This is a genomic window from Anaeromyxobacter sp. Fw109-5 (assembly GCF_000017505.1).
Classification (GTDB): domain Bacteria; phylum Myxococcota; class Myxococcia; order Myxococcales; family Anaeromyxobacteraceae; genus Anaeromyxobacter.
The window spans coordinates 952,321-974,246 of the sequence record NC_009675.1 but is presented as its reverse complement, the minus strand read 5'-3'; the positions used below and the strand labels follow the sequence as shown (position 1 = coordinate 974,246).

At 71.5% G+C, this 21,926-nt stretch carries 17 protein-coding genes; 2 read left to right on the top strand and 15 right to left on the bottom strand.

Annotated features, from left to right (window positions below; all coding sequences use genetic code 11):
- Positions 1–55: 55 nt before the first annotated feature.
- The 15 genes from gltB to ANAE109_RS04300 all read right to left on the bottom strand — a co-directional run bounded on the left by gltB (position 56) and on the right by ANAE109_RS04300 (position 20,052).
- Positions 56–4,666 carry a glutamate synthase large subunit gene (gene gltB / locus ANAE109_RS04370; protein WP_041448827.1) on the bottom strand — a complete coding sequence of 1,537 codons (4,611 nt, stop codon included), beginning with the start codon at positions 4,664–4,666 and terminating at the stop codon, positions 56–58.
- A gap of 506 nt (positions 4,667–5,172) precedes the next feature.
- Positions 5,173–5,832 (bottom strand): hypothetical protein, encoded by a 660-nt coding sequence (locus ANAE109_RS04365; RefSeq protein WP_011985170.1) that lies wholly within the window; start codon positions 5,830–5,832, stop codon positions 5,173–5,175.
- Between the two features lie 112 nt (positions 5,833–5,944).
- Positions 5,945–7,339 (bottom strand): sigma-54 dependent transcriptional regulator, encoded by a 1,395-nt coding sequence (locus tag ANAE109_RS04360; protein ID WP_011985169.1) that lies wholly within the window; start codon positions 7,337–7,339, stop codon positions 5,945–5,947.
- Positions 7,340–7,644: 305 nt separating this feature from the next.
- Positions 7,645–8,046: a cytochrome C oxidase subunit IV family protein gene (locus ANAE109_RS04355; protein ID WP_011985168.1), complete on the bottom strand. Its 402-nt coding sequence runs from the start codon at positions 8,044–8,046 to the stop codon at positions 7,645–7,647.
- Between the two features lie 13 nt (positions 8,047–8,059).
- Entirely contained in the window at positions 8,060–8,695 is a 636-nt protein-coding gene (locus ANAE109_RS04350) for a cytochrome c oxidase subunit 3 family protein (RefSeq protein WP_011985167.1), read from the bottom strand.
- Positions 8,685–10,352, bottom strand: a complete 1,668-nt coding sequence (locus ANAE109_RS04345) for a cbb3-type cytochrome c oxidase subunit I (RefSeq protein WP_011985166.1) — start codon at positions 10,350–10,352, stop codon at positions 8,685–8,687. Before ANAE109_RS04345 ends, ANAE109_RS04350 begins: the two co-directional genes overlap by 11 nt.
- A complete protein-coding gene (coxB, locus tag ANAE109_RS04340) occupies positions 10,327–11,382 on the bottom strand; it encodes a cytochrome c oxidase subunit II (RefSeq protein WP_011985165.1) in 1,056 nt (351 codons plus the stop codon). The genes ANAE109_RS04345 and coxB overlap by 26 nt, the downstream gene beginning before the upstream one ends.
- The gene (locus tag ANAE109_RS04335) at positions 11,379–12,230 is read right to left on the bottom strand and encodes an SCO family protein (RefSeq protein ID WP_011985164.1); all 852 of its coding nucleotides are present in this window, start codon (positions 12,228–12,230) and stop codon (positions 11,379–11,381) included. Before ANAE109_RS04335 ends, coxB begins: the two co-directional genes overlap by 4 nt.
- Positions 12,227–12,670: a hypothetical protein gene (locus tag ANAE109_RS04330; RefSeq protein WP_011985163.1), complete on the bottom strand. Its 444-nt coding sequence runs from the start codon at positions 12,668–12,670 to the stop codon at positions 12,227–12,229. The genes ANAE109_RS04335 and ANAE109_RS04330 overlap by 4 nt, the downstream gene beginning before the upstream one ends.
- Positions 12,667–13,851 carry a hypothetical protein gene (locus ANAE109_RS04325; protein ID WP_011985162.1) on the bottom strand — a complete coding sequence of 395 codons (1,185 nt, stop codon included), beginning with the start codon at positions 13,849–13,851 and terminating at the stop codon, positions 12,667–12,669. The genes ANAE109_RS04330 and ANAE109_RS04325 overlap by 4 nt, the downstream gene beginning before the upstream one ends.
- The gene (locus ANAE109_RS04320; protein WP_011985161.1) at positions 13,848–14,420 is read right to left on the bottom strand and encodes a cytochrome c; all 573 of its coding nucleotides are present in this window, start codon (positions 14,418–14,420) and stop codon (positions 13,848–13,850) included. Before ANAE109_RS04320 ends, ANAE109_RS04325 begins: the two co-directional genes overlap by 4 nt.
- 1 nt (position 14,421) lies before the next feature.
- Complete coding sequence (locus ANAE109_RS04315) at positions 14,422–14,949, bottom strand: DUF3341 domain-containing protein (RefSeq protein WP_011985160.1); 528 nt, start codon at positions 14,947–14,949, stop codon at positions 14,422–14,424.
- A complete protein-coding gene (nrfD, locus tag ANAE109_RS04310; RefSeq protein ID WP_011985159.1) occupies positions 14,946–16,394 on the bottom strand; it encodes an NrfD/PsrC family molybdoenzyme membrane anchor subunit in 1,449 nt (482 codons plus the stop codon). The genes ANAE109_RS04315 and nrfD overlap by 4 nt, the downstream gene beginning before the upstream one ends.
- Entirely contained in the window at positions 16,391–19,414 is a 3,024-nt protein-coding gene (locus tag ANAE109_RS04305) for a TAT-variant-translocated molybdopterin oxidoreductase (RefSeq protein WP_011985158.1), read from the bottom strand. The genes nrfD and ANAE109_RS04305 overlap by 4 nt, the downstream gene beginning before the upstream one ends.
- On the bottom strand, positions 19,402–20,052 hold the full coding sequence (locus ANAE109_RS04300; RefSeq protein ID WP_011985157.1) for a cytochrome c3 family protein: 651 nt from the start codon (positions 20,050–20,052) through the stop codon (positions 19,402–19,404). The genes ANAE109_RS04305 and ANAE109_RS04300 overlap by 13 nt, the downstream gene beginning before the upstream one ends.
- A gap of 292 nt (positions 20,053–20,344) precedes the next feature.
- On the opposite strand from ANAE109_RS04300, the gene ANAE109_RS04295 reads away from it, so the two are divergent.
- Entirely contained in the window at positions 20,345–21,196 is an 852-nt protein-coding gene (locus tag ANAE109_RS04295; protein WP_011985156.1) for a sigma-70 family RNA polymerase sigma factor, read from the top strand.
- Positions 21,197–21,304: 108 nt separating this feature from the next.
- Entirely contained in the window at positions 21,305–21,922 is a 618-nt protein-coding gene (locus ANAE109_RS04290; RefSeq protein ID WP_011985155.1) for a hypothetical protein, read from the top strand.
- Positions 21,923–21,926: the final 4 nt, after the last annotated feature.

Sequence of the window (21,926 nt, the reverse complement as noted above, 5' to 3'; positions counted from 1 at the left end):
GTTCACCCTGAGCGTAGGCGCGCCGGCTCCCGGCGCGCCCGAAGTCGAAGGGTTCCTAGTTCCCGCCGACGCGCGCCTCGTCGCGCGCGTTCTCCTCGAACGCGGCCATCTCCGCCTCCTCGGCGGTGAGGCCCTTCTCCCGCATCCTCGCCTGCGCCTCGACCACGCGCCGGTAGTCGTTCGGCAGGACGCGCACGATGCGCGGCACGGTGTCGGACCAGCGCTCGAGCAGGCGGCGCGCGTGGCCGCTGTCGGTCCACTGCACGTGCTTCTCGATCATCGCCTTGACCGCCGCGATCTCCTCCACGTCCTCGAGGCGCGCGAGGCCGACCATCTGCCTGTTGCAGCGGGTGGCGAACTGGCCGTCCTGGTCGAGGACGTACGCGACGCCGCCCGACATGCCGGCGGCGAAGTTGCGCCCGGTGGGCCCGAGCACCACCACCCGGCCGCCGGTCATGTACTCGCAGCCGTGATCGCCGACGCCCTCCACCACGGCGTGCAGGCCGGAGTTGCGCACGCAGAACCGCTCGCCGGCGAGGCCGCGGACGTACGCCTCGCCGCCGGTCGCCCCGTAGAAGGCGACGTTGCCGATGATGATGTTCTCCTCCGGGACGAAGGTCGCGTCGCGCGGGGGATGGACGACGATCTTGCCGCCCGAGAGCCCCTTGCCGACGTAGTCGTTCGAGTCGCCCTCCAGGACGAGGGTCATGCCCCGCGGGACGAACGCGCCGAAGGACTGGCCCGCCGAGCCCCTGAAGTGGAGCTGGATGGTGTCCTCGGGCAGACCGGCCGCGCCGTACCGGCGGGTCACCTCGCTGCCCGTCATCGTGCCGACGACCCGCATGGTGTTCCGGATCGGCAGCGTCGCGCGCACCGGCTTCCCCTCCTCCAGGGCGGGGCGCGCCAGGTCGAGGAGCGTGGTCGCGTCGAGCGTCTGCTCGATGCCGTGGTCCTGCGGGATCTGGCAGGTGCGCCCGTAGCTCCTCGGGACGGTGGGCTTGAACAGGATCCGGCCGAAGTCGAGGTTGCGGGCCTTCCAGTGGTCCACCGCGCGCCGCATCTCGATGCGCTCGGACCGGCCGACCATCTCGTCGATGGTGCGGTAGCCGAGCTCGGCCATGATCTCGCGGACCTCCTGGGCGACGAAGCGCATGAAGGTGACGACGTGGCCCGGATCTCCGGTGAACTTGGCGCGGAGCTTGGGGTCCTGCGTCGCCACGCCCACCGGGCAGGTGTTCAGGTGGCAGGCGCGCATCATCACGCAGCCGAGGACCACGAGCGGCGCGGTGGCGAAGCCGAACTCCTCGGCGCCGAGGAGCGCGCCGACGACGACGTCGCGGCCGGTCTTCAGCTGACCGTCCACCTCCACCACGATGCGCGAGCGGAGGTCGTTCATCACGAGCACCTGGTGCGTCTCGGCGAGGCCGAGCTCCCAGGGGATGCCCGCGTGCTTGATGGAGGTGAGCGGCGAGGCGCCGGTGCCGCCGTCGTGCCCCGAGATGAGCACCACGTCGGCGTGGGCCTTCGCGACGCCCGCGGCGATGGTGCCGACGCCGACCTCCGCCACGAGCTTCACCGACACGCGCGCGCGGTGGTTCGCGTTCTTGAGATCGTGGATGAGCTGGGCGAGGTCCTCGATCGAGTAGATGTCGTGGTGCGGGGGGGGCGAGATGAGCCCCACGCCCGGGGTGGCGTGGCGCACCTTCGCGATCCACGGGTAGACCTTGGAGCCGGGGAGCTGGCCGCCCTCGCCCGGCTTCGCGCCCTGGGCCATCTTGATCTGCAGCTCGCGGGCGTTCACGAGGTACTGGCTCGTGACGCCGAACCGCCCCGAGGCGACCTGCTTGATGGCGCTGTTCTTCGAGTCGCCGCCCGGCGACCGCTCGTAGCGCGCCGGGTCCTCGCCGCCCTCGCCGGTGTTCGACTTGCCGCCGATGCGGTTCATCGCGACGGCGAGCGCCTCGTGCGCCTCCTGGGAGATGGAGCCGTAGCTCATGGCGCCGGTCTTGAAGCGGCGCATGATGGACTCCACCGGCTCGACCTCGTCGATGGGGACCGGCTTCGGACCGGGCACGAGGTCCATGAGGCCGCGCAGCGTGTTCAGGTTGCGCGCCTGGTGGTCGACGAGCGCCGTGTACTCCTTGAAGAGCGAGTAGCTCCCCGAGCGGCACGCGAACTGGAGCTTGTGCACCGTCTCCGGGTTGAAGAGGTGGTGCTCGCCCGTGGCGCGCCACTTGTACTGGCCGCCGGCGGGGAGGCTCGTGTGGTAGATGGGCCGCTTGGGCGGGAAGCCGCGCTCGTTGCGGAGCCGCGCCTCCTTCGCGACGACGTCGATGCCGACGCCGCCGACCCGCGTCGCCGTCCAGGTGAAGTACTCGTCGATGAAGTCCTGGTTCAGGCCCACCGCCTCGAACACCTGGGCGCCGTGGTAGCTCTGGATCGTGGAGATCCCCATCTTGGAGATCACCTTCACGATCCCCTTGCTCACCGCCTTCACGTACTTCTTCTCGGCGTCGGCGCCGGTCCCGGAGATGAGCCCGAGCTTCACCTGATCGTGGATGGTCTCGAAGGCGAGGTAGGGGTTCACCGCGGACGCGCCGTAGGCCACGAGCAGCGCGAAGTGGTGCACCTCGCGCGGCTCGCCGGACTCGAGCACGAGCCCGATGCGGGTGCGGGTGCCCTCGCGGATGAGGTGGTGGTGCACCGCGGCGACGGCCAGGAGCGAGGGGATGGGGGCGTCCTCGGCGTCGTGGCCGCGGTCCGACAGGACGATGATGTTGTAGCCCTCGGCGATGCACTCCGAGGCCTTGAAGCGCAGGTCCTCGAGCGCCTTGCGCAGCCCGGCGCCGCCGTCCTTCGCGCGGAAGAGGATGGGCAGCGTGATGGCGCGGAGCCCCTTCGAGGCCTGGCCGCCGTCGAGGCCGCGGATCTTCTCGAGCTCCTCGTTACGCAGCACCGGCGTGGGGAGCGACAGCTGCCGGCAGGCGTCCGGCCCCGGCTCGAGGAGGTTCCCCTCCGGCCCCACGGCGGTCTCGACCGCCATGATGATCTCCTCGCGGATGGCGTCGACCGGCGGGTTCGTCACCTGCGCGAAGAGCTGCTTGAAGTAGGCGAAGAGCGGCTGGGGCTTCTCCGACAGCACCGCGAGCGGCGCGTCGTTGCCCATGGAGCCGATGGGCTCGGTGCCCTCGATCGCCATGGGCGTGATGAGCATCTTCACGTCCTCGGCGGTGTAGCCGAAGACCTCCTGCCGCCGCAGCACCGTCTCGTGGTCGGGCTCGATCACCCGCTCCGGCCGGGGCAGCTCGTCGAGCCGCACGGCGTAGCGCTCGATCCACTCGCGGTAAGGGTGCTGCTTGGCGATGCGCTCCTTCAGCTCCTCGTCGGCGACGATGCGGCCCTCGGACGTGTCGACGAGGAACATGCGCCCCGGCTGCAGCCGGCCCTTGCGCAGGATCCGCTCGGCGGGGAGGTCGAGGACGCCCACCTCCGACGCCATCACGACGAGGTCGTCCTTCGTGACGTAGTAGCGCGAGGGGCGCAGGCCGTTGCGGTCGAGGACCGCCCCGACGCGGACGCCGTCCGTGAAGGCGATGGAGGCCGGGCCGTCCCACGGCTCCATCAGGCAGGAGTGGAACTCGTAGAACGCGCGCCTCGCCGCGGTCATCGACTCGTGCCGGTTCCACGGCTCCGGCACCATCATCATCATCGCGTGGGGCAGCTCGCGCCCGGAGAGCGTGAGCAGCTCGAGCACGTTGTCGAACATCGCCGAGTCGGAGCCCTCGCTGTCGACCACGGTGAGGATCTTCTGCATGTCCTCGCCGAACAGCGACGAGCGCATCATCGACTGCCGCGCGTGCATCCAGTTGATGTTGCCGCGCAGCGTGTTGATCTCGCCGTTGTGCGAGATGTAGCGGTACGGGTGCGCCCGCGACCAGGACGGGAAGGTGTTCGTCGAGAAGCGGGAGTGGACCATCGCGATCGCGGTGACGAGCGCCGGGTGCGACAGGTCCGGGTAGAACGCGCGGAGCTGCGGCGCGTTCAGCATGCCCTTGTAGACGATGGTCTTGTGGGACAGCGACGGCACGTAGAAGTGCGTCCGCCCGGGGATGGCCGAGCGCGAGACCTTCTTCTCCACGAGGCGCCGGATCACGTAGAGCTTCCGCTCGAAGCTCATCGCGTCCGGGCAGTCCGGGCCACGCCCGACCAGGATCTGCCGGATCACCGGCTGGCTGGCCTGCGCGGTGGGACCGAGGGTGCCGCCGTCGACGGGCACGTCCCGCCAGCCGAGCACCTGCTGCCCCTCCTCGCGCACCACCGCCTCGAAGATGCGAGCGCACTCGGCGCGGCCGGCCTCGTTCGGCGGCAGGAACACCATGCCCGCCGCGTAGTGGCCCGGCCGCGGCAGGCGGCGCCCGACCTTCTCGCTCTCCGCCGCGAGGAAGGCGTGCGGGAGCTGGAACAGGATGCCCGCCCCGTCGCCCGTGTTCTTCTCGGCGCCCACGGCGCCGCGGTGCTCCAGGTTGACGAGCACCTGGAGCGCCTTGGAGAGGATGTCGTGGGAGGCGCGGCCCTTGATGTCGGCGACGAACCCGAACCCGCAGGCGTCGTGCTCGTACTGCGGGTCATAGAGGCCCTGCTTCCCGGGATAGCCTGTCTCGATCATCTTCCCCTTCACTTTTTGAAAATCCTCCGCGCCGCGACGGCCGCGGCGCCTCCGCTCGACGGGATCATCGGAGTTCGCGTTTGCACGCCGTGCGCCGCCGCCGCTCAACCGGGGCGCGCCGCGCACCCGGACGCACCGGGTGCGGAGAACCGCTGCTCGAGCAAGGAAACGAGTTTCTCGAACGGGACCCGCGCCCGTCAAGACTGCCCGCCACGCATTCGCGGCGTGCACGAGATCCGGGCGCGCTGCTGCCCGCTCATCGAGCACGCGCGCTGAGCGGTTGCTCGGCGGACGTGCAACGGCGCGTCGGATGCCCGGGAAGCGTGCTCTCCCCGTGGACGCTCGCACGCACGCCCGCCCGATCCGCCCGACGGAGATCGCGCCGCCCAGGGGTCGCCTCGCCCGACGCTCCGCTCGCGTGGAAACCCCGACCAGCTCCGCCGCCGGGAGCGTCTCACCTCCCTGCGCGCGACCGCGCCTCCCCTGGCGCCGCTCGCGCCCTAGCCCTAGCCGCGGGTCGGGCGGCCGCGCCGCGCCTGGACTGCGGGCGCCTCGGTGAGGACGCCGCGCTGGCCCTGGCCCGGGTAGCTCGCCGACACGCGCGGCTCTGCGCCGTCGAGGCGCTCCTCGCCGCGCGGTCGCAGCAGGAGCTCGACCGCCACGGTGTCCTCGGGGACGTCCTTGGCGAGGAGGAACCCGGTGCCGTCGTTGCCGGGGAGCACGGAGCCGAGCGCCTTGGCCTCCCCGCCCCTGGTGCGCGCCGCGACCACGTACTCCTGCCCCTCGGGCGGCGCGGTGAGCCCGTAGAAGTAGGCCCGGACGGCGTGCTCGGACGGGTGAGCGAACGCCACCCCGCTCTCGTGCGCGCGGGGGTTCACGCCGTAGAACAGCGCGACCGCCGCGCCGGCCGAGCGCTGGACCGTCTCGTCGGCGCGCGCCTCCGTGAGCAGCTTGTCGCGCTGCTCGACGGTCTTCTGGAGCTCGGCCGCCTGCTGCCGCGCGGCCTGCGCGTCACGTTCCAGCGCGCCGATCTTGGAGGTCTGGGCGATGCCGTAGCCGGCGACGCCGACGACGGCCACGATCGCGGGGATGATGAGGAGCCAGAGCTTGGCGTCCGAGCCCTTCTTCTCCAGGACGCTGCCGAATTCGATTCGTTCCGAAGCCATTCCCGAAAATAGTGACCGGACTTCATCGAGGTCACCTCCACCGGGCGCGCCCGTTCGTCAGGCGACCGCCGCGGCGAGCGGCCGGCGGGATCGTCGGGGCGCGGGCGCGGGATCAGCGCCTCGGCAGGTCGAGGGCGATGATCGCGGCGTCGTGGGGCGCGCCGCCCGTCCGGTACTCCTTCAGCCGGTACTGGATCTTCCGGACGGAGACCCCGAGGATCTCGGCCGCGCGCGCGGTGGAGCCGCCCACCTGCTCGAGCGTCCGCAGGATCGCCTCGCGCTCGATCTCGAACAGCGACGCGCCGGGGATGAGCGCCATGACGCCCGCGTCCTCGGCGCCCCCGCCCTGGAGCACCGGCGAGAGATCCTCCGCGGCGAGCTCGGTGCCGCGCGCGACGGCGACCGCGCGCTCCACCACCGAGGCGAGCTCCCGGACGTTGCCGGGCCAGTCGTAGCCGAAGAGCGCCGACAGCGCGCCGGGCGTCACGCCCGTGATGCGCTTCGCCGCCGCGGCCGGCGACGTCGCGAGGAGGTGCGCGATGAGCGCGGGGATGTCGCTCTTGCGCGCGCGGAGCGGCGGAAGCGCGAGCGACACCACGTTGAGGCGGTAGTACAGGTCGTCGCGGAAGGTGCCGGCGCGGATCTCCTCGGCGAGATCCCGCTGCGTGCCGGCCACCACGCGCACGTCCACCCGGATCGTCTCTCGCCCGCCCACGCGCTCCAGCTCGCCCTGCTGGAGCACGCGCAGCAGCCTCACCTGGACCGACGCGGGGAGGCGCCCCACCTCGTCGAGGTAGAGCGTGCCGCCATCCGCCTCCTCGAGCCGCCCGGGCCGACGCTGCTCCGAGTCGCCGAACGCGCCCGCCTCGTGCCCGAACAGCTCGGCCTCCAGCAGCGCCTCCGAACGGGCCGCGCAGTTCACCCGCACGAAGGGGTGGTCGCGGCGCGGGGAGCCCTCGTGCAGCGCCTGCGCGACGTGCGCCTTGCCGGCGCCGACCTCCCCCTGCACGAGGACGGTCGCCTTGGTCGGCGCGACCCGGCGGAGCACCTCGACGAGCGCGGTCAGCTCGGGGGAGGTGCCGACGATCGCCGCCCGCTCGCGCACGCGCTCCCGGAGCGCCGCGCGGTCGCTGCGAAGCCGGCGGCGCTCGAGGGCCTTCTCGACCACGATCACGGTCTGCGCGGGATCGAGCGGCCGGACCAGGTAGCTCTCCGCTCCGGCCCGCATGGCAGCGACGGCCGCGTCGATCCGATCGGGCGGCGTGGACACCACCACCGACGCGTCGGAGCGCACGGCGCGCAGGCGCTCCACCATGGCGGCGCCGTCGCAGCCGGGGAGCGTCGCGTCGGCGAGGACGGCCCCCGGGCCGAACGTCGGCACGAGGGCGATCGCCCCGTCGGCGGTCGACGCCTCGACGGCGTCGAACCCGCGCTCGAACAGGGCGGCCCTGAGCGACGCACCCTCCAGCGGGTTCGCGTCGATGACGAGGATGCGATCTCGAGACATGAAACCGGCCGAACGCGTAGCAAGCGGCGTACCCGGCTTTCGCACGTTTTTTCGTGCAGGAATTGCGGGCCTGCGCTTCGCTTCTCAGGCCGTCCGAGGGCCCGCACGCCGCCAACGGCCCGCCGCCCTTGATGAATATCCCGACGCACGTCGAGGCGCACGCGCCCTCGCCTTTTCAGCGCTGCGCGCACGCGGGGAGCCTCGAACGGCGGCGTCGCGGATCGCGGGCGCCCCGACGGGCGCCAGGCGCCTGGGTGCGCGGAGTCCGTACGCAGGCGAACCTGCCCCGCGCGCCGGGCGGAGCCTCAGTGCGTCCGCGACGCCGGCGGGGGCGAGTAGTCGCTCGCGGGGAGCGCGCCCTCGCTGCCGGGCGGGTTCGCCAGCGGGAAGCGCGTGGCGTAGTCCGCGACGGTGAGGCCGATGAGCAGCGCCACGAACACGAGCGAGGTGACGAACACGAGCCGGTTCGCGCCCCGCTGATCCCACAGGTGCATGAAGAAGAGCGCCACGAGCGCGCCCTTCGCGGTCGCGATCACGAGGGCCACCGCGATCCCGAAGCCGCCCGGGATGTGGATCTTCGCGAGGAGGTACGTGGCGAGGGTGAGGGCGAGGAGCGCGCCCCAGACCACGACGTACCGGCCCGCGTGCGAGTGGTGCATGAGGTCGTGCTCGGCGTGCGAGACGTTGCCGTTGCCGTGCGAGGCCATGCGGGACGCCCTCCTAGATGAGGTAGATGAGCGGGAAGACGAAGATCCAGATGAGATCGACGAGGTGCCAGTACAGCCCGGCGAGCTCCACCGGGACGTGGTACTCGGCCGTGTAGGCGCCGCTGCCGGCGCGCCAGCCGATGATGGCCAGGACCGTCATGCCGATGACGACGTGGATCGCGTGCAGCCCGGTGATGAGGAAGTAGAGGGCGTAGAAGATGGGCCCGCCCGGCCCCTGCGCGTGCTCGCTCGTGTAGAAGCGCCCCGGCAGCTCCCCGGCGTGGAAGTGGTGCGAGTACTCCACCGCCTTGAAGCCGAGGAACACGACCGCGAGCAGGAACGAGACGGCGAACAGCAGCCGCGTCCCGCGCCCGTCGCCGCGGGTCTGGCGGTCGAGCCCCATCGCCACCGTGAACGAGCTCGTCACCAGCACGATGGTGTTCACCACGCCGATCCAGGTCGCGAGGCCCCGGCTCGCGACCCGGAACGCGTCCGCGTACAGGAAGCGGTACACGCCGTAGCCGGCGAAGAGGGCGGTGAACAGCAGCACCTCGGTCGCGAGGAAGAGCCACATGCCGAGCCGCGCGGCGTGCGTCTGCTTGTCGAGGCTCTCGAAGTGGTGCGCGAGGTAGGTCGTGTCAGCTGGCATGCTTCGGCTCGGGAGTGGCGGCCGGAGGGAGCTCGGTGTCCGGCGTGTCGTACTCGTGCGGGCCGTGCGTGTAGACCGGCGTGGTCTCGTAGTTCTCGGGCGGCGGCGGCGACGGCGTGGCCCACTCGAAGCCGCGGGAGTTCCATGGGTTCGCGCCCGCCACCGGCCCCCACTTCAGCGCGATGAGCGTGTAGACGAGCACGATGACGAGGCCGAGCGCGAGGACGGACGCGCCGGCCGTCGAGGCGACGTTCAGCGCCCAGAACTTCTCCGGGTAGGAGAAGTAGCGGCGCGGCATCCCCTCGTTCCCGAGCAGGAACTGCGGGATGAACGTGAAGTTGAAGCCGAGGATGATCATCACCGCGGCGACGAGGCCCCACCCCTCCGGCAGCCGCTTCCCCGCGATCTTCGGGAACCAGTAGTGGAGCGCGGCCAGGAAGGCCATCACGGTCGCGCCGACCATGATGAAGTGGAAGTGGGCGACGATGAAGTAGGTGTCGTGCCAGTGCACGTCGAGCGACACCGTCGCGAGCGCGATCCCGGTCATCCCCCCGAAGACGAGGAAGAAGAGGAAGCCGGCGAAGTACGCGAACGGCGTCGCGAAGTAGATCGAGCCCTTGTAGAGGGTGGCGGTCCAGTTGAAGACCTTGATGGCCGTGAAGATGCCCACGAACATCGAGAGCACGCCGAAGACGCCGCCGTTGAAGGCGGATTGCCCCGACGTGAACATGTGGTGACCCCACGTGAAGAAGCCCACGAACGCGATCCCGAGCGACGAGTAGGCGACGGCCTTGTAGCCGAAGATGTTCTTGCGCGAGAAGGCGCAGACCACCTCCGAGATCACCGCCATGGCCGGCAGCACCATGATGTAGACGGCGGGGTGCGAGTAGAACCAGAAGAAGTGCTGGAAGAGCACCGGGTCCCCGCCGCGGGCGGGATCGAAGATGCCCCAGCCGAACGCGTGCTCGACCGCGACGAGCAGGAGCGACATGCCGAGCACCGGCGTCGCGAGGATCTGGATGACCGAGGTCGCGTAGATCGACCACACGAACAGCGGCAGGCGCGTCCAGCCCATGCCGGGCGCGCGCATCGTGTGGGTCGTCACGATGAAGTTGAGCCCGGTGAGGATCGACGAGAAGCCCAGGATGAACGCGCCGAGGAGCACCGGCACCACCTTGGTGATCGTCGTCGTGGAGTACGGCGTGTAGAACGTCCAGCCGGTGTCCGCCCCGCCCTGCACCATGCCGAAGAGCGCGACCACCGCGCCCGCCAGGTACACGTAGAAGCTGAGCAGGTTCAGCTTGGGAAACGCCACGTCCTTCGCGCCGATCATGATCGGCAGGAGGAAGTTTCCGAAGCCGCTCGGGATGGCGGGGATCATGAAGAGGAAGATCATGACCACGCCGTGGAGCGTGAACATGCGGTTGTAGGTCATCGCGTCCATGATCGTCGGCCCGGGCGTGAGCAGCTCGAGCCGGATGAGGAGCGCGAAGAACCCGCCCAGCGCGAACGAGATGGTCGTCGCGACGAGGAACATCACCCCGATGCGCTTGTGGTCCTGCGTGAGCAGCCAGGACTTGAGGCCGGTCGCGGGCGAGTTCAGGTAGTTCCGGGGGTTCCACTCCGGGACTTCACTGCGGGCGAGGGATGGATTCATAGACCGGGCCTTCCGACGGGCCGGAGCGGACCGCCTGCGTCTTGAGGGTCTTGATGTACTCGACGACCGCCGCCACCTCGGGGGGCGACAGCCTGCCCTGGTAGGTGGGCATGACGTTCTGGAACCCGGCCACGATCTCCGCGGCGGGGTCCATCATCGACTTCGTGAGGTACGCCTCGTCGGCGACGATCGTCTTGCCGTCCTTCAGCCTCTCCTGGCGGAGGTAGAGGTCCACCCAGGTCGGCCCGATGTGCCGGGTGCCGTCCACGCTGTGGCACTTGAGGCAGCCCTGCTCGGAGGCGACGCGGCGCCCCTCCTCGGCGATGTTCGCCGCCGGCATCACGCGCTCGCCGGAGGGCGAGGAGTCCTGCGCCACCGCGGCGGCGCCGCGGCGCTGCTCGGCGATCCAGACGTCGAACTCCTCCTGCGGCATCACCACGAGCTCGCCCAGCATGGCGGAGTGGCCGAGCCCGCAGTACTCCGTGCAGAAGATCTCGTAGCGGCCGGCCTTCTCGGCCTGGAACCAGGTCTGCGTGTAGCGCCCGGGCAGCGCGTCCATCTTCACGCGCAGCGCCGGCACGTAGAACGAGTGGATGACGTCTCGCGAGGTGATGAGCAGCCGCACCGGGCGGCCCGCCGGCACCCGCAGCGTGTCGATCGAGCTCGGGCCGCCCGCGTAGGCGAACTTCCACATCCACTTCTTGCCCTGCACGAAGACGTCCATCGCGTCCTTGGGCGGCAGCTGGAGCTTCACGTACTGGGGGAAGCCGATCGCGAACCACACGAGGAACAGCGCGAGGGGCACGCCCACGAAGAGCGCCTCGTGGATCCCGCGCGGCGCGACGTGGGGCGTCACGTCGCTGCCCGTGCGCCGCCGGTAGCGGACGAAGAAGAAGATCGCGGTGAGGAACACCCCCGCCGCCGCGATCATCGTCGTGGCGATGATGAAGTAGTGCAGCCCGTCGACCTGCCGGGCGTAGTCCGATGCCTGCTCCGGGAGGAACAGGAGCCTGCGGAGGAGCTCGTTCATGACGTGCGCCTCGCCTTCCCCCTGCGCTCCCGCCAGACGAGCCCGCCGATGAGGCTCGAGAGCGCGAGGAGCACCGCGAGGCCCCCGGCGCGCACGAAGCCCCACGCGTACGGCTCGTACTTCCGGGACGCGGGGTCGTAGCGGTAACAGGTGAGGAGGAACTTGTCGAAGCTGGTGCCGACCTTGCCGTCCGCGGCCTCGACGACCGAGAGCCGGAAGTCCTTCGGCGGATACTCGATGCCGTAGAGGTAGCGCGACACCGTACCGTCCGGCGTGAGCACGAAGATCGCCGCGATGTGCGCCCACTCCTTGGTGGCCGGGTCGTACGCGTAGCGGAAGCCCACCGCGTCGGCGAGCTGGCGGGAGGCCTGCTCCGTGCCCACGAGGAACGGCCACTCGCGTCCCTCGTCCTCGCGGCCGAGCGACTGGAGGTAGCCGCGGCGGCGCTCCGCCGCCTGCGCCGGCTTCTCCTCCGGATCGAACGAGACGGTCACCGCGGCGTAGTCCCGGCCCAGCGCGAGGCCGTTCTCGCGCATGGCCTTCGCCATGCCGGAGAGGATGAGGCCGCAGAGCATGGGGCAGTCGTAGTAGACGAGGGTGAGCACCACCGGCTTGTGGCCGTCGAAGGCGTCGCCGAGCCGGAACGGACGGCCCGTCCAGTCCGTGAAGGTGAGCTCGAGCGGCACGCGGTTGCCGAGCCGCTCCTCGACCCCCACGTCCTGCAGCACCGCCGGCGGCTGATCGGTGGGCGGGCCCTTCGGCGGCTCGCGCGTCCAGAACTGCGCCGCGGCCGGGCGCGGCCCGGCGAGCGCGAGGAGCGCGGCGAGGGCGGCCAGGCGGCGCGTCATGGCTGCGCCCCTGGCGGCGCCGCCTCGGCGCCCCGCGGCGCCGCCGGCGGCCGGACGCCCTTGGCGACCAGGTCCATCGCCCGCTCGATGGGCATGTGCGCCACGCCCGCCTCGCGATCCACCCAGCCGTACGAGCCGAGCCGCTCCCGCTTGCGGGCGCGGTCGCGCGCCCCGCGCACCGCCAGGTCGAACACGTCCTGCTCGACCATCGCGATCTTCGACTGGCCGAGCTCCGCCGGCACCGGGGCCTTCGGGTGCTCGCTCTGCCGCAGGCGCAGGTAGCCCACGGCGGCCAGGGAGGCGAGGAAGAACACCACCAGCGACGCGACGCCGACGGACACGACCTTGCCGCTCGAGATCCGATCCTCCTCGGACCGGACGTCGTGGCCGTGGCCCGCGGCGTGCGGCGCGCCGTGCACGGGATCGGTGTGCGGGTTCATTGCGGGAGGTACCTCAGCGAGTCCTGGAGGTAGGGATCCTGCACCGGCACCGTGAGGGTGCCGCGCATGCGGAAGATCCCGAAGGCGATGGCCGCGCCGCCCACGCCCACGAACGCCGTCAGGTCCCAGAGCGAGGGCCGCGGGCCTTGCGGGTGGAGGTGCGGCATGACGAGCCAGTAGAGATCCACCCAGTGCACGAGGAGCATCCAGGCCGCGACGCGAGAGAGCGCCCGCGGGCTGCGCTTCAGGTCGCGCGAGAGGAGCAGGAAGAACGGGACGAAGAAGTGGAACACGGCCAGGAACGCGCCCACCCACCTCCACCCGCCGTCGATGCGGAGGATGTACCAGGGCACCTCCTCCGGCACGTTCGCGATCCAGATGAGCATGAACTGCGAGAAGGCCACGTAGGCCCAGAACGCCGTGAAGGCGAGGAGGAACTTCCCGAGCGAGTGGAAGTGCTCGGCGTTCATGTGGTGGCCGAACGCGGCGGGATCGCCGCGCGTGAGGGTGCTCGCGATGATGATGACCGCGAAGGCGGCCATGAAGCTGCCCGCGAACCAGTAGACGCCGAAGATGGTCGAGAAGAAGCGCGGGTCGAGCGACATCATCCAGTCGAACGACGCGAACGACAGCGTGAGGGCGAGGAACGGGAGGGAGCCCGCGCCCAGCCGGCGCTGCCACACCGTGAGCGTCACGCCGCCGGCGGAGTCCTGGCGGAGCGACCAGCTCCGCAGCAGGTGCGCGACCACGATCCAGAAGAGGAAGTAGATCGCCGCCCGGGCGAGGAAGAAGCCGCTGTTGAGGTACGGGTGCTTGTGGTGGATGGCGTGCGCCATCACCGGATCGAGCCCCTCCGGCGGCGCCACCCACACGAAGAGGTGCCGCATCCCGAGCGCGATCGGCACGAACAGCAGCACGAACAGCGGCAGCGTGGCGGGGACGGTCTCGACGAAGCGGCGCAGCACCACCGGCCAGCGCGCGTTCGAGGCGTGGAAGGCGCCGAGCAGGATGAGCGCCCCGAGCGCGATGCCGACCCAGTAGACGAACGCGACGAGGTAGGCGAACAGCGCCCGCTTCGGATCGAAGATGGCGCCGACGCCGGTGAGGCCCAGGCCGACGACCGCGGCGCCGAGCGCGGGGACCATGAGCCGCCTGCCTCCCTGGTACGGGGTGAGCGTCATCGCGTCTCCTGGTCGAGGCGCTCGCGCGCCTCCGGCGGGAGCTGCTCCAGCCTGGCGTTCTGCGAGAGCTGCAGCGCGCGCACGTAGGCGACCACCGCCCACCGCTCCTGCACCGTCAGCTCCGCCGCGTACGACGGCATGAGGCCGAACCCCTCGGTGATCACCTGGTAGATGTAGCCGTCCGCCACCTCGCGGTAGGCGTGCAGCGACGGCGGCTTGCGGAGCGACATGTTGAGCGCGAGCTGGCTCTCGCCGTCGCCCAGGACCCCGTGGCAGACGGCGCAGTGGACGTCGAACTTCGCGCGCCCGCGCGCCAGGACCTCGGCGGACGGCGGCAGCGGCGACACCGCCAGCGGCACGCCGTCCGGCCCGCGCCCCGTCGCGAGGGCGGGCTGCACGGGCGGGCGGTGCGGCACCGTGCCGGCGGGCGGCGCGCGCATCGCCAGGCCGTCCGGATAGTGCGGGCTGGCCTGGTAGGCCTTCACCTTGGGCTGATCCCACATCGGATCGAGCCGCGGGCAGGCGGCGAGGAGGAGCAGCAGCGGGGCGGCGAGGCGGATCCTCTTCATCTCACTTCGCCTCCGGGACGATGGACACGTGGCGCGCGCCCAGCCGCCGCAGCTCCTCGGCGAGCGGCTCGGCGTCCTTGCCGTCCACCTCGGCCGAGAGCCACAGCGCGTCGATGCTCGCCGAGCGGAACGCCTCCACCTCGAAGACCGGGTGGTGCGTGCGCGGGAAGCCGAAGTAGCCGCCGAGCAGCCCGAAGAAGATGGCGAGCGCGGCGAACAGCACGCCGAGCTCGAAGGTCACCGGGATGAAGGCCGGCGCGCTGTGCGGGGGGCGGTTGCCGACGTTGATGGGCCAGTCGAACGCGACCATGTACCACTGGATGAAGTAGCCGGTGGCCGCCCCCGTCACGCCGGCGATCAGCGCCACGAGCGGGACGGTGGAGCGCTTCAGCCCGAGCGCCTCGTCGGTGCCGTGGAGCGGGTAAGGGGAGTGGATGTCGAGCCTCGCCTCGCCGCGCGCGCGCAGCGTCCGCGCCGCGTCGAGGAGCGCGTGCTCGCGCTCGAACTCGCCGAGGACGTAGGCCCTCATGGCACCTCCTCCGGGTCCTCGACGTGCGCGCCGGGGGCGTCCGCCGGCGACTGGATGTGCACGCCCGGCCCGTGGTGCTCGAGCTCGCGCCGGAGCTCCTTCACCTCGAAGATCGGGATGGCGGGCAGGAACCTGAGGAAGAGCAGGAACAGGAGGCCGAAGGTCGCCATGGAGCCGAAGAGCAGGCCCCAGTCGACCCAGGTCGGCACGTACATGGCCCAGGAGGACGGGACGAAGTCGCGGGTGAGGGACACGGCGATGATGACGAACCGCTCCGCCCACATGCCGACGTTCACCAGGATGGCGACGACGAACAGCGCGACCTCGCTGCGCCGCATCGACGGGAACCAGAAGAGCTGGGGCGCGAGCACGTTGCAGACGAGCTGCATGTACCAGATGGGCGCGTAGGGCCCGGTCCAGCGGTTCAGGAACGCGAAGGCCTCGTACCCAGACCCGGAGTACCAGGCCATGAAGTGCTCCATCGCGTAGCCGTAGCTGACCATCAGCCCGGTCGCGAGGATCACCTTCGCCATGTTGTCGAGGTGACGCTCGGTGACGACGTGCTTGAAGCCGAGCACTCGGCGCGCCGGGATCATCAGCGTGATCACCATCGCGAACCCGCTGAAGATCGCGCCCGCCACGAAGTACGGCGGGAAGATCGTCGTGTGCCAGCCGGGCAGCTGCGAGATGGCGAAGTCGAAGGAGACGATGGTGTGGACGGAGACGACGAGCGGCGTGGACAGGCCGGCGAGGAGCAGGTAGCCGACGCGGTAGTGCTGCCAGTGGCGCGCCGACCCGCGCCAGCCGAAGCTCATGATCCCGTACACGATCCGGCGGGTGCGGCTCTTGGCGGCGTCGCGCAGGGTGGCGAGGTCCGGGATGAGCCCGAGGTACCAGAACAGGAAGGAGACCGTGCCGTAGGTCGAGATGGCGAACACGTCCCAGGGGAGCGCGCTCTTGAAGTTCGGCCAGATCTGGTTCGTCGAGGGGTACGGGATGAGCCACCAGAACAGCCAGGGGCGGCCGAGGTGGATGATGGGGTAGAGGCCCGCCATCGCCACCGCGAAGAGCGTCATCGCCTCCGCGAAGCGGTTGATGGAGGTGCGCCACCGCTGCTGGAAGAGCAGGAGGATCGCGCTGATGAGCGTGCCGGCGTGGCCGATGCCGATCCACCAGACGAAGTTGGTGATGTCGAAGGCCCAGGCGACCGGGATGTTGTTGCCCCAGGCGCCGATGCCCACGAACAGGGTCGTCCCCAGCGAGACGAGCCAGAAGCCCACCCCGCCGAGCAGCGCGACGAGCAGGACGACGAAGCCCTTGCGCGTCGGCTCGAGGACCGGCGCGAGCAGGCTCTCGGTGAGGGCGCGATCGTCGGGGCGGCCCACGAGGACCGGCGCACCCTCGAGCGCGTGGGCTTCTTCGAGCGTCTTCTGGGCGGTGCTCATGCGAGCTCGGGGTTCGGGTTGCGGAGCTTGACGAGGTAGGCGGTGCGCGGCCGGGTGCCGAGCTCGTGCAGCAGGTCGTACCGGCGGGCGTCCGCGTGCTTGCGCGAGACGCGCGACTGCGGGTCGTTGAGGTTGCCGAAGACGATCGCCTCCGCGGGGCACGCCTGCCCGCACGCGGGCACGACCTCGTCCGGGCCGATCTTCCGGCCGGCCACGCGGGCGTCGATGCGGGTGCGCTGGATGCGCTGGGTGCAGTAGGTGCACTTCTCCATCACGCCGCGGCTCCGGACGGTGACGTCCGGGTTCATGAGCATCTGCAGCGTGGGCGCCATCTCCCCTCGGTAATCGAGGTAGTTGAAGCGGCGCACCTTGTACGGACAGTTGTTCGAGCAGTACCGCGTGCCGACGCAGCGGTTGTAGACCATCTCGTTCAGGCCCTCGTCCGAGTGGACGGTGGCGTTCACGGGGCAGACGTACTCGCAGGGCGCCATCTCGCAGTGGACGCAGGCGAGCGGCTGGCTGACCGACCTGGGGTCGTCCGCCGGTCCCTCGAAGTAGCGGTCCACGCGGATCCAGTGCATCTCGCGGCTGCGGAGCACCTGCTCCTTGCCGACCACCGGGATGTTGTTCTCCGCCTGGCACGCCGCGGTGCACGCGCCGCAGCCGATGCAGCGCGACAGGTCGATCGACATCCCCCACTTGTAGGTCTCGCCGGAGTAGTCGACGGGCTGGAGGATGGTGGGCACCTCGCCGCGGTGCTCGTCGAGCTCCGGCTTCGCGTGGTCGAGCTCCCCGAGGTCGAGGGCGAGCGCGATCGCCCTCCCCTCCATGGAGAAGTGACCCTGGGTGACGGCGAGATCCGTCCGCTTGCCCGTCTTCTTCAGCTCCGCGCCGCCGGCGAACCAGGTCGCGTCGCTCGTGCGGAGCGCGTAGGCGTCGAAGCCGGCGCCGTGGCCCACCGGGCCGGCGGCCCGCTGGCCGTACCCGAGGGCGACGGTGACCGCCTCGTCGGCGTGGCCCGGGACGACCAGCACCGGCGCGACCACGCTGCGGCCGCCGCGGGAGAGCTCCACGAGGTCGCCGGAGGAGAGGCCGAGCCGCTGCGCGGTGGCCGGGGAGAGGTGCGCGGCGTTCTCCCAGGTGAGCTTGGTGATCGGGTCCGGCAGCTCCTGGAGCCAGGCGTTCTCGAGGTGCCGGCCGTCCCACACCTTGTAGTCGGGGGTGAACCCGAGCTCGATGCCGCCCGCGGGCGGGGGGAGCTTCCCGAGCGCCTCGGCCACGCGGCCCCCGTCGACCGACGCCTGCTCGGGCTGGCCGGCGCTCTCGGTGAGCAGGCCCGCCGCGAGCCACTCCTCCCAGGTCCGGTCGTACGGATCGGGGGGGCGCGGGCGGTTCGTGTCCGCCGGGTTCGCCGCCGCGGCCGGCCCGGAGAGCGGCAGCGGCGCGGGCGGCGCGCCGGAGCGGACGCGCCAGCCGTCGCGCACGAGGCGCCAGGCGCCGCGGTCGCCCTCCCCGACGAACGCGGCGAGCAGCTCGAGCTCGGTGGCGCTCTCGTGCAGCGGGGTGATGAGCGGCTGCACGATGGAGACGCTGCCGTCGCGGGCGCGGAGGTCTCCCCACGACTCCAGCGGGTGGCTCGCCGCCAGCTTCCAGCTCGCCGCGCGCACGGTCTCGTCGTCCCGCAGCGCGAGGACGAGGGTGTTCTTCGCCTTGCCGAACGCGGCGCGCAGGTCGAGGTCCGCGGGGGCGGTGTAGAGCGGGTTCCAGGCGGTGACGACGAGCGTGTCGACCTTGCCGGCCTGGAGCTCGCCGGCGAGCTCCGCGAGCGGCGCGGGGCCGACCTGCGCGTCGAGCAGCACCGGCGCGCGCCACTGCACCGTCGCGCCGGCGTTGCCGAGCGCCTCGTTCATGGCGGCGGCGAGCGCGTGCACCGCGGGCGGCTGCCGCGCGCCGGCGACGACGAGGGACCGGCCCCTGGCGCGGGCGAGGTCCTTCGCGATCGCCCGCGCCGCCTTCGCGTGCGGGCCGGCGGCGGGCGCCCCGAGCGCCTTCAGCGCCGCGAGCCCCTGCCCGGCGAGCTCCGCCGCCACCGCGCGCGCGAACGCGCCGACCTCGGCGCCGCGCATGCGCAGCCGGTGATCCGCCATGCCGCCGGTCACCGAGTGGCGCGGCTCCGCCACGTAGAGGCGGTTCATCCGCTCGCCCTCGCGCCGCGACGCGAACTCGCGCGCGTGGCGCAGGTGCTCGCCCTCGGTGGCGAGGAAGTCCGAGTCGAGCGAGAGGATCACGTCCGCCTTGGCGACCTCGTACGTCGCGTCGAGCGGGCGGCCGAAGGCGATCTCGGCGCCGCCGCGCTCCGCGCCGCCGGCGGCGGGCGACCACGCCACGAACCGCGCCTTCGGGAACCGCTCCAGGAGCCGCCGGCGCAGGTCTCCCAGCGTCGGCGAGCTGGTCGGCGCCACGAGGAACCTCAGCCGGGCCCCGCCGTCCTTGTCGTGCTCGCGCCCGAGCGCCGCGATCTCCTGCAGCAGCGCCGACCACGCGAGCGCGCGCCCCTGCTTCGTGAAGCCGCGCAGGCGCGCCGGGTCGTACAGCTCGAGCACGAGCCCCTGCCGGATGGCGTCCGTTCCCCCCAGGCTCGCGCGGTGGAGCTTGTTGCCCTCGATCTTCACCGGCCGGCCCTCGAAGGCCTGGACGACGAGGCCGACGGCGTAGCCCTCCTCGCTCGCGGCCGTCGCGTAGGCGACGGGGACGCTGGGCGTCACCCCGGCCGGCCCGCGCACGTAGGGTACGAGCTTCTCGCGGGGCGGCTTGCAGGCCTGGAGGCCCGCGAGCGCCACGGAGGCGCCCAGGATCTGGAGGAAGCCGCGGCGAGAGAACCCGTCGGGCGTCTCGGCGGCGCCCTCCGGGAACTCCCCGGCCTCGGCCTCCCCGCGCCCCTCGAGCTCCTCGATGCTCTTCCAGCGGCGCGTCTCGAGCGCCGTCTTCTGACCGTAGATGGGGAGGCCTAGCGATGGCATGTGTAGCAGCTCGTCCGGGGTTTCACGTCGTACTTCTTCGCCAGCTGCTTACCGAGCGCGACGCGGTCGCCCTCGGGTTCCCAGGTCATGTTCGTGATCTCCTCGAGCGGGCGGAGACGCGGGTAAGGGTCGCGGTGACAGTCGAGGCACCAGCCCATCGTGAGCGGGGCGACCTGCTCGATCGCCGGCATCAGATCGACCCGCCCGTGGCACTCGACGCAGCCGACGCCCTTGTTCACGTGGATGGCGTGGTTGAAGTAGACGAAGTCCGGCACGCGGTGGACGCGCACCCACTCGATGGGCTTGTTCGCGAACCAGCTCGCCCGGACCAGGTCGAGGAGCGGGCTCTTGTTCCAGACCTGCGAGTGGCAGTTCAGGCAGAGCTCGGTGGGCGGGATCCCGGCGCTCGCCGCCCGCTCGACCGTGGTGTGGCAGTAGCGGCAGTCGATGAGGTCGTCCTGCACGTGGTGGCGGTGGTCGAACTGCACCGGTTGGCCGACCTGCTTCGCCTGGCCCGTGCCGGCCGGGATGCGGGCGAAGATCATCAGCGCCCCCACCGTCCCGGCGGCGCCGGCCACGACGATCGCGATGACGAGACGGAAGATGCCGTTGGATCTGGGAGAGAAGAGTGCGCTCATCGCTGTTTGCGCGGCCCCCGTGGACGGCGTGCAGGTGCTGCCGGGCCCGCGTCGGGGCGTAAATTGTCTTGGATCAAGGATCGACGGAAGGTCTCGGAAGGGGCGAGGGGCTCGGGTTCTTGCTCGGCGGACTGCCCGCGCGTGACCCGGCGTCCCCGTCCATGCGCGGTCGGGCGGTCGTAACGGTCGTCGGTCACGCGCATGAGGCGCGCTGGGCGCGCGAGGCGCGGACGGTCGCGGCGGCGACGCGGTGCTTGTTCCATCGACGGCTCCGGGTTACGACCCACCCCACATGGACGCCCACGACACCGAGCTCCTCGAACGCGCCCGCGCGGGCGACCGGCGGGCGCTGGAGGCGCTCCTGGCACGGCATCAACGGAGCGTGTACCGCTTCGGCCTGAAGATGTGCCGTGACGAGGAGGACGCAAAGGATATTTTGCAGGAGACCCTGCTGGCGGTCGCACGGAACGTGAAAGACTTCCGCGGCGCCTCCTCCGTGTCGACGTGGCTCTACACGATCGCGCGGAGCTTCTGCATCAAGAAGCGGCGGCGCTCCAAGTTCGCCCCGGAGCAGGAGGAGTCGCTCGACGCGCGCGAGCCGGGAGAGGCGGCGCTGCAGATCGTCGACCCCGGTCGACCGCCCGACGACGCGCTCGCCGGTCGCCAGATCGAGGTCGCGCTCGAGCAGGCCATCGGCTCCCTCGATCCCATGTACCGCGAGGTGCTCGTCCTGCGGGACGTCGAGGGGCTCACCGCGCCCGAGGTGGCGGAGGTGATGGGACTGTCCGTCGAGGCGGTGAAGAGCCGCCTGCATCGCGCGCGGGTGGCGGTGCGCGCGGCCGTGGCGCCCCTCCTCGGGATCCCGGGTGCGGAGGCCCCCGCGCCCGCCCCCGCGACGCCGGCGGCGGAGCCCTGCCCGGACATCGTCGAGCTGTTCTCGAAGCACCTCGAGGGCGAGATCAGCGCCACGCTGTGCGCCGACATGGAGCGTCACCTCGCCCGCTGCCCGGCGTGCGACGCGCGCTGCCAGTCGCTCCAGAGGACGCTCGCGCTCTGCAAGGCCGCCCCGCTCCCGGAGGTCCCGGCGCACGTCCAGTCGTCCATCCGGGAGGCGCTGAAGGAGTTCGTCGCGCTCCGCAGCTAGGGGGGAGCTCAGACCGAGCGGGGCTCCGCTCTAGGCATCCACTCGAAGGACGTCATCCTTTGCCGGGATCGCCCTCCCACCCCATCTTCGGGTTCGGGAGGTGAGGGGATGCTCAAGGGAACGCTACTCGCGACGGCGCTCGCCGTCGCGGGCCCGGCGCTGGGACAGTCCGGGACGACGTACCAGCAACCGTACACGCCGCCGCAGCAGCAGCCACCGCCGGCGCAGCAGCCGCCATCGCAGCAGCAGCCGCCCGCGCAGGGAGGGACCACCGCCGCTCCCGGCGGCGCCTCGCAGCAGGTGGTCGTGACCCCGCCGAGCGGCCAGCCGGGGACGACCACGGCGCCGCCGCCGTCCTCGACGACGGTGGTGACTCCGCCGCCTGCCGCCGGAACCGAGACGCAGGTGATCGTCGAGCGGCGTGAGCGGCCGAACCCGATGGCCACCGTCGCGACCGATGCGGCGTACGGCGGGGTCGCCGGATTGCTCGTGGGCACGGGCGTGTCGCTCATCAACGAGTGGGACGACTGGCAGCGCGACATGATGATCGGCGCCGGCGCGGGGCTGCTCGTCGGCGCCGCGGTGGGCGTGATCCACGCGACCTACGAGGCCCGCGAGGCGGACCGTCGCGAGCGGCGCGTGGCGTTCCGCGACGGGCTCGGCACGACCGACCGCGACCCGGTCGTCAGCGCCCCCACCTACGTGGGCTGGGCGGGGAGGTTCTAGCGGC

Excerpts from the sequence above, each read along its gene's own strand:
- gltB (WP_041448827.1), bottom strand. The coding sequence starts at position 4,666 with ATGATCGAGACAGGCTATCCCGGGAAGCAGGGCCTCTATGACCCGCAG.
- ANAE109_RS04365 (WP_011985170.1), bottom strand. The coding sequence starts at position 5,832 with ATGGCTTCGGAACGAATCGAATTCGGCAGCGTCCTGGAGAAGAAGGGC.
- ANAE109_RS04360 (WP_011985169.1), bottom strand. The coding sequence starts at position 7,339 with ATGTCTCGAGATCGCATCCTCGTCATCGACGCGAACCCGCTGGAGGGT.
- ANAE109_RS04355 (WP_011985168.1), bottom strand. The coding sequence starts at position 8,046 with ATGGCCTCGCACGGCAACGGCAACGTCTCGCACGCCGAGCACGACCTC.
- ANAE109_RS04350 (WP_011985167.1), bottom strand. The coding sequence starts at position 8,695 with ATGCCAGCTGACACGACCTACCTCGCGCACCACTTCGAGAGCCTCGAC.
- ANAE109_RS04345 (WP_011985166.1), bottom strand. The coding sequence starts at position 10,352 with ATGAATCCATCCCTCGCCCGCAGTGAAGTCCCGGAGTGGAACCCCCGG.
- coxB (WP_011985165.1), bottom strand. The coding sequence starts at position 11,382 with ATGAACGAGCTCCTCCGCAGGCTCCTGTTCCTCCCGGAGCAGGCATCG.
- ANAE109_RS04335 (WP_011985164.1), bottom strand. The coding sequence starts at position 12,230 with ATGACGCGCCGCCTGGCCGCCCTCGCCGCGCTCCTCGCGCTCGCCGGG.
- ANAE109_RS04330 (WP_011985163.1), bottom strand. The coding sequence starts at position 12,670 with ATGAACCCGCACACCGATCCCGTGCACGGCGCGCCGCACGCCGCGGGC.
- ANAE109_RS04325 (WP_011985162.1), bottom strand. The coding sequence starts at position 13,851 with ATGACGCTCACCCCGTACCAGGGAGGCAGGCGGCTCATGGTCCCCGCG.
- ANAE109_RS04320 (WP_011985161.1), bottom strand. The coding sequence starts at position 14,420 with ATGAAGAGGATCCGCCTCGCCGCCCCGCTGCTGCTCCTCCTCGCCGCC.
- ANAE109_RS04315 (WP_011985160.1), bottom strand. The coding sequence starts at position 14,949 with ATGAGGGCCTACGTCCTCGGCGAGTTCGAGCGCGAGCACGCGCTCCTC.
- nrfD (WP_011985159.1), bottom strand. The coding sequence starts at position 16,394 with ATGAGCACCGCCCAGAAGACGCTCGAAGAAGCCCACGCGCTCGAGGGT.
- ANAE109_RS04305 (WP_011985158.1), bottom strand. The coding sequence starts at position 19,414 with ATGCCATCGCTAGGCCTCCCCATCTACGGTCAGAAGACGGCGCTCGAG.
- ANAE109_RS04300 (WP_011985157.1), bottom strand. The coding sequence starts at position 20,052 with ATGAGCGCACTCTTCTCTCCCAGATCCAACGGCATCTTCCGTCTCGTC.
- ANAE109_RS04295 (WP_011985156.1), top strand. The coding sequence starts at position 20,345 with ATGGACGCCCACGACACCGAGCTCCTCGAACGCGCCCGCGCGGGCGAC.
- ANAE109_RS04290 (WP_011985155.1), top strand. The coding sequence starts at position 21,305 with ATGCTCAAGGGAACGCTACTCGCGACGGCGCTCGCCGTCGCGGGCCCG.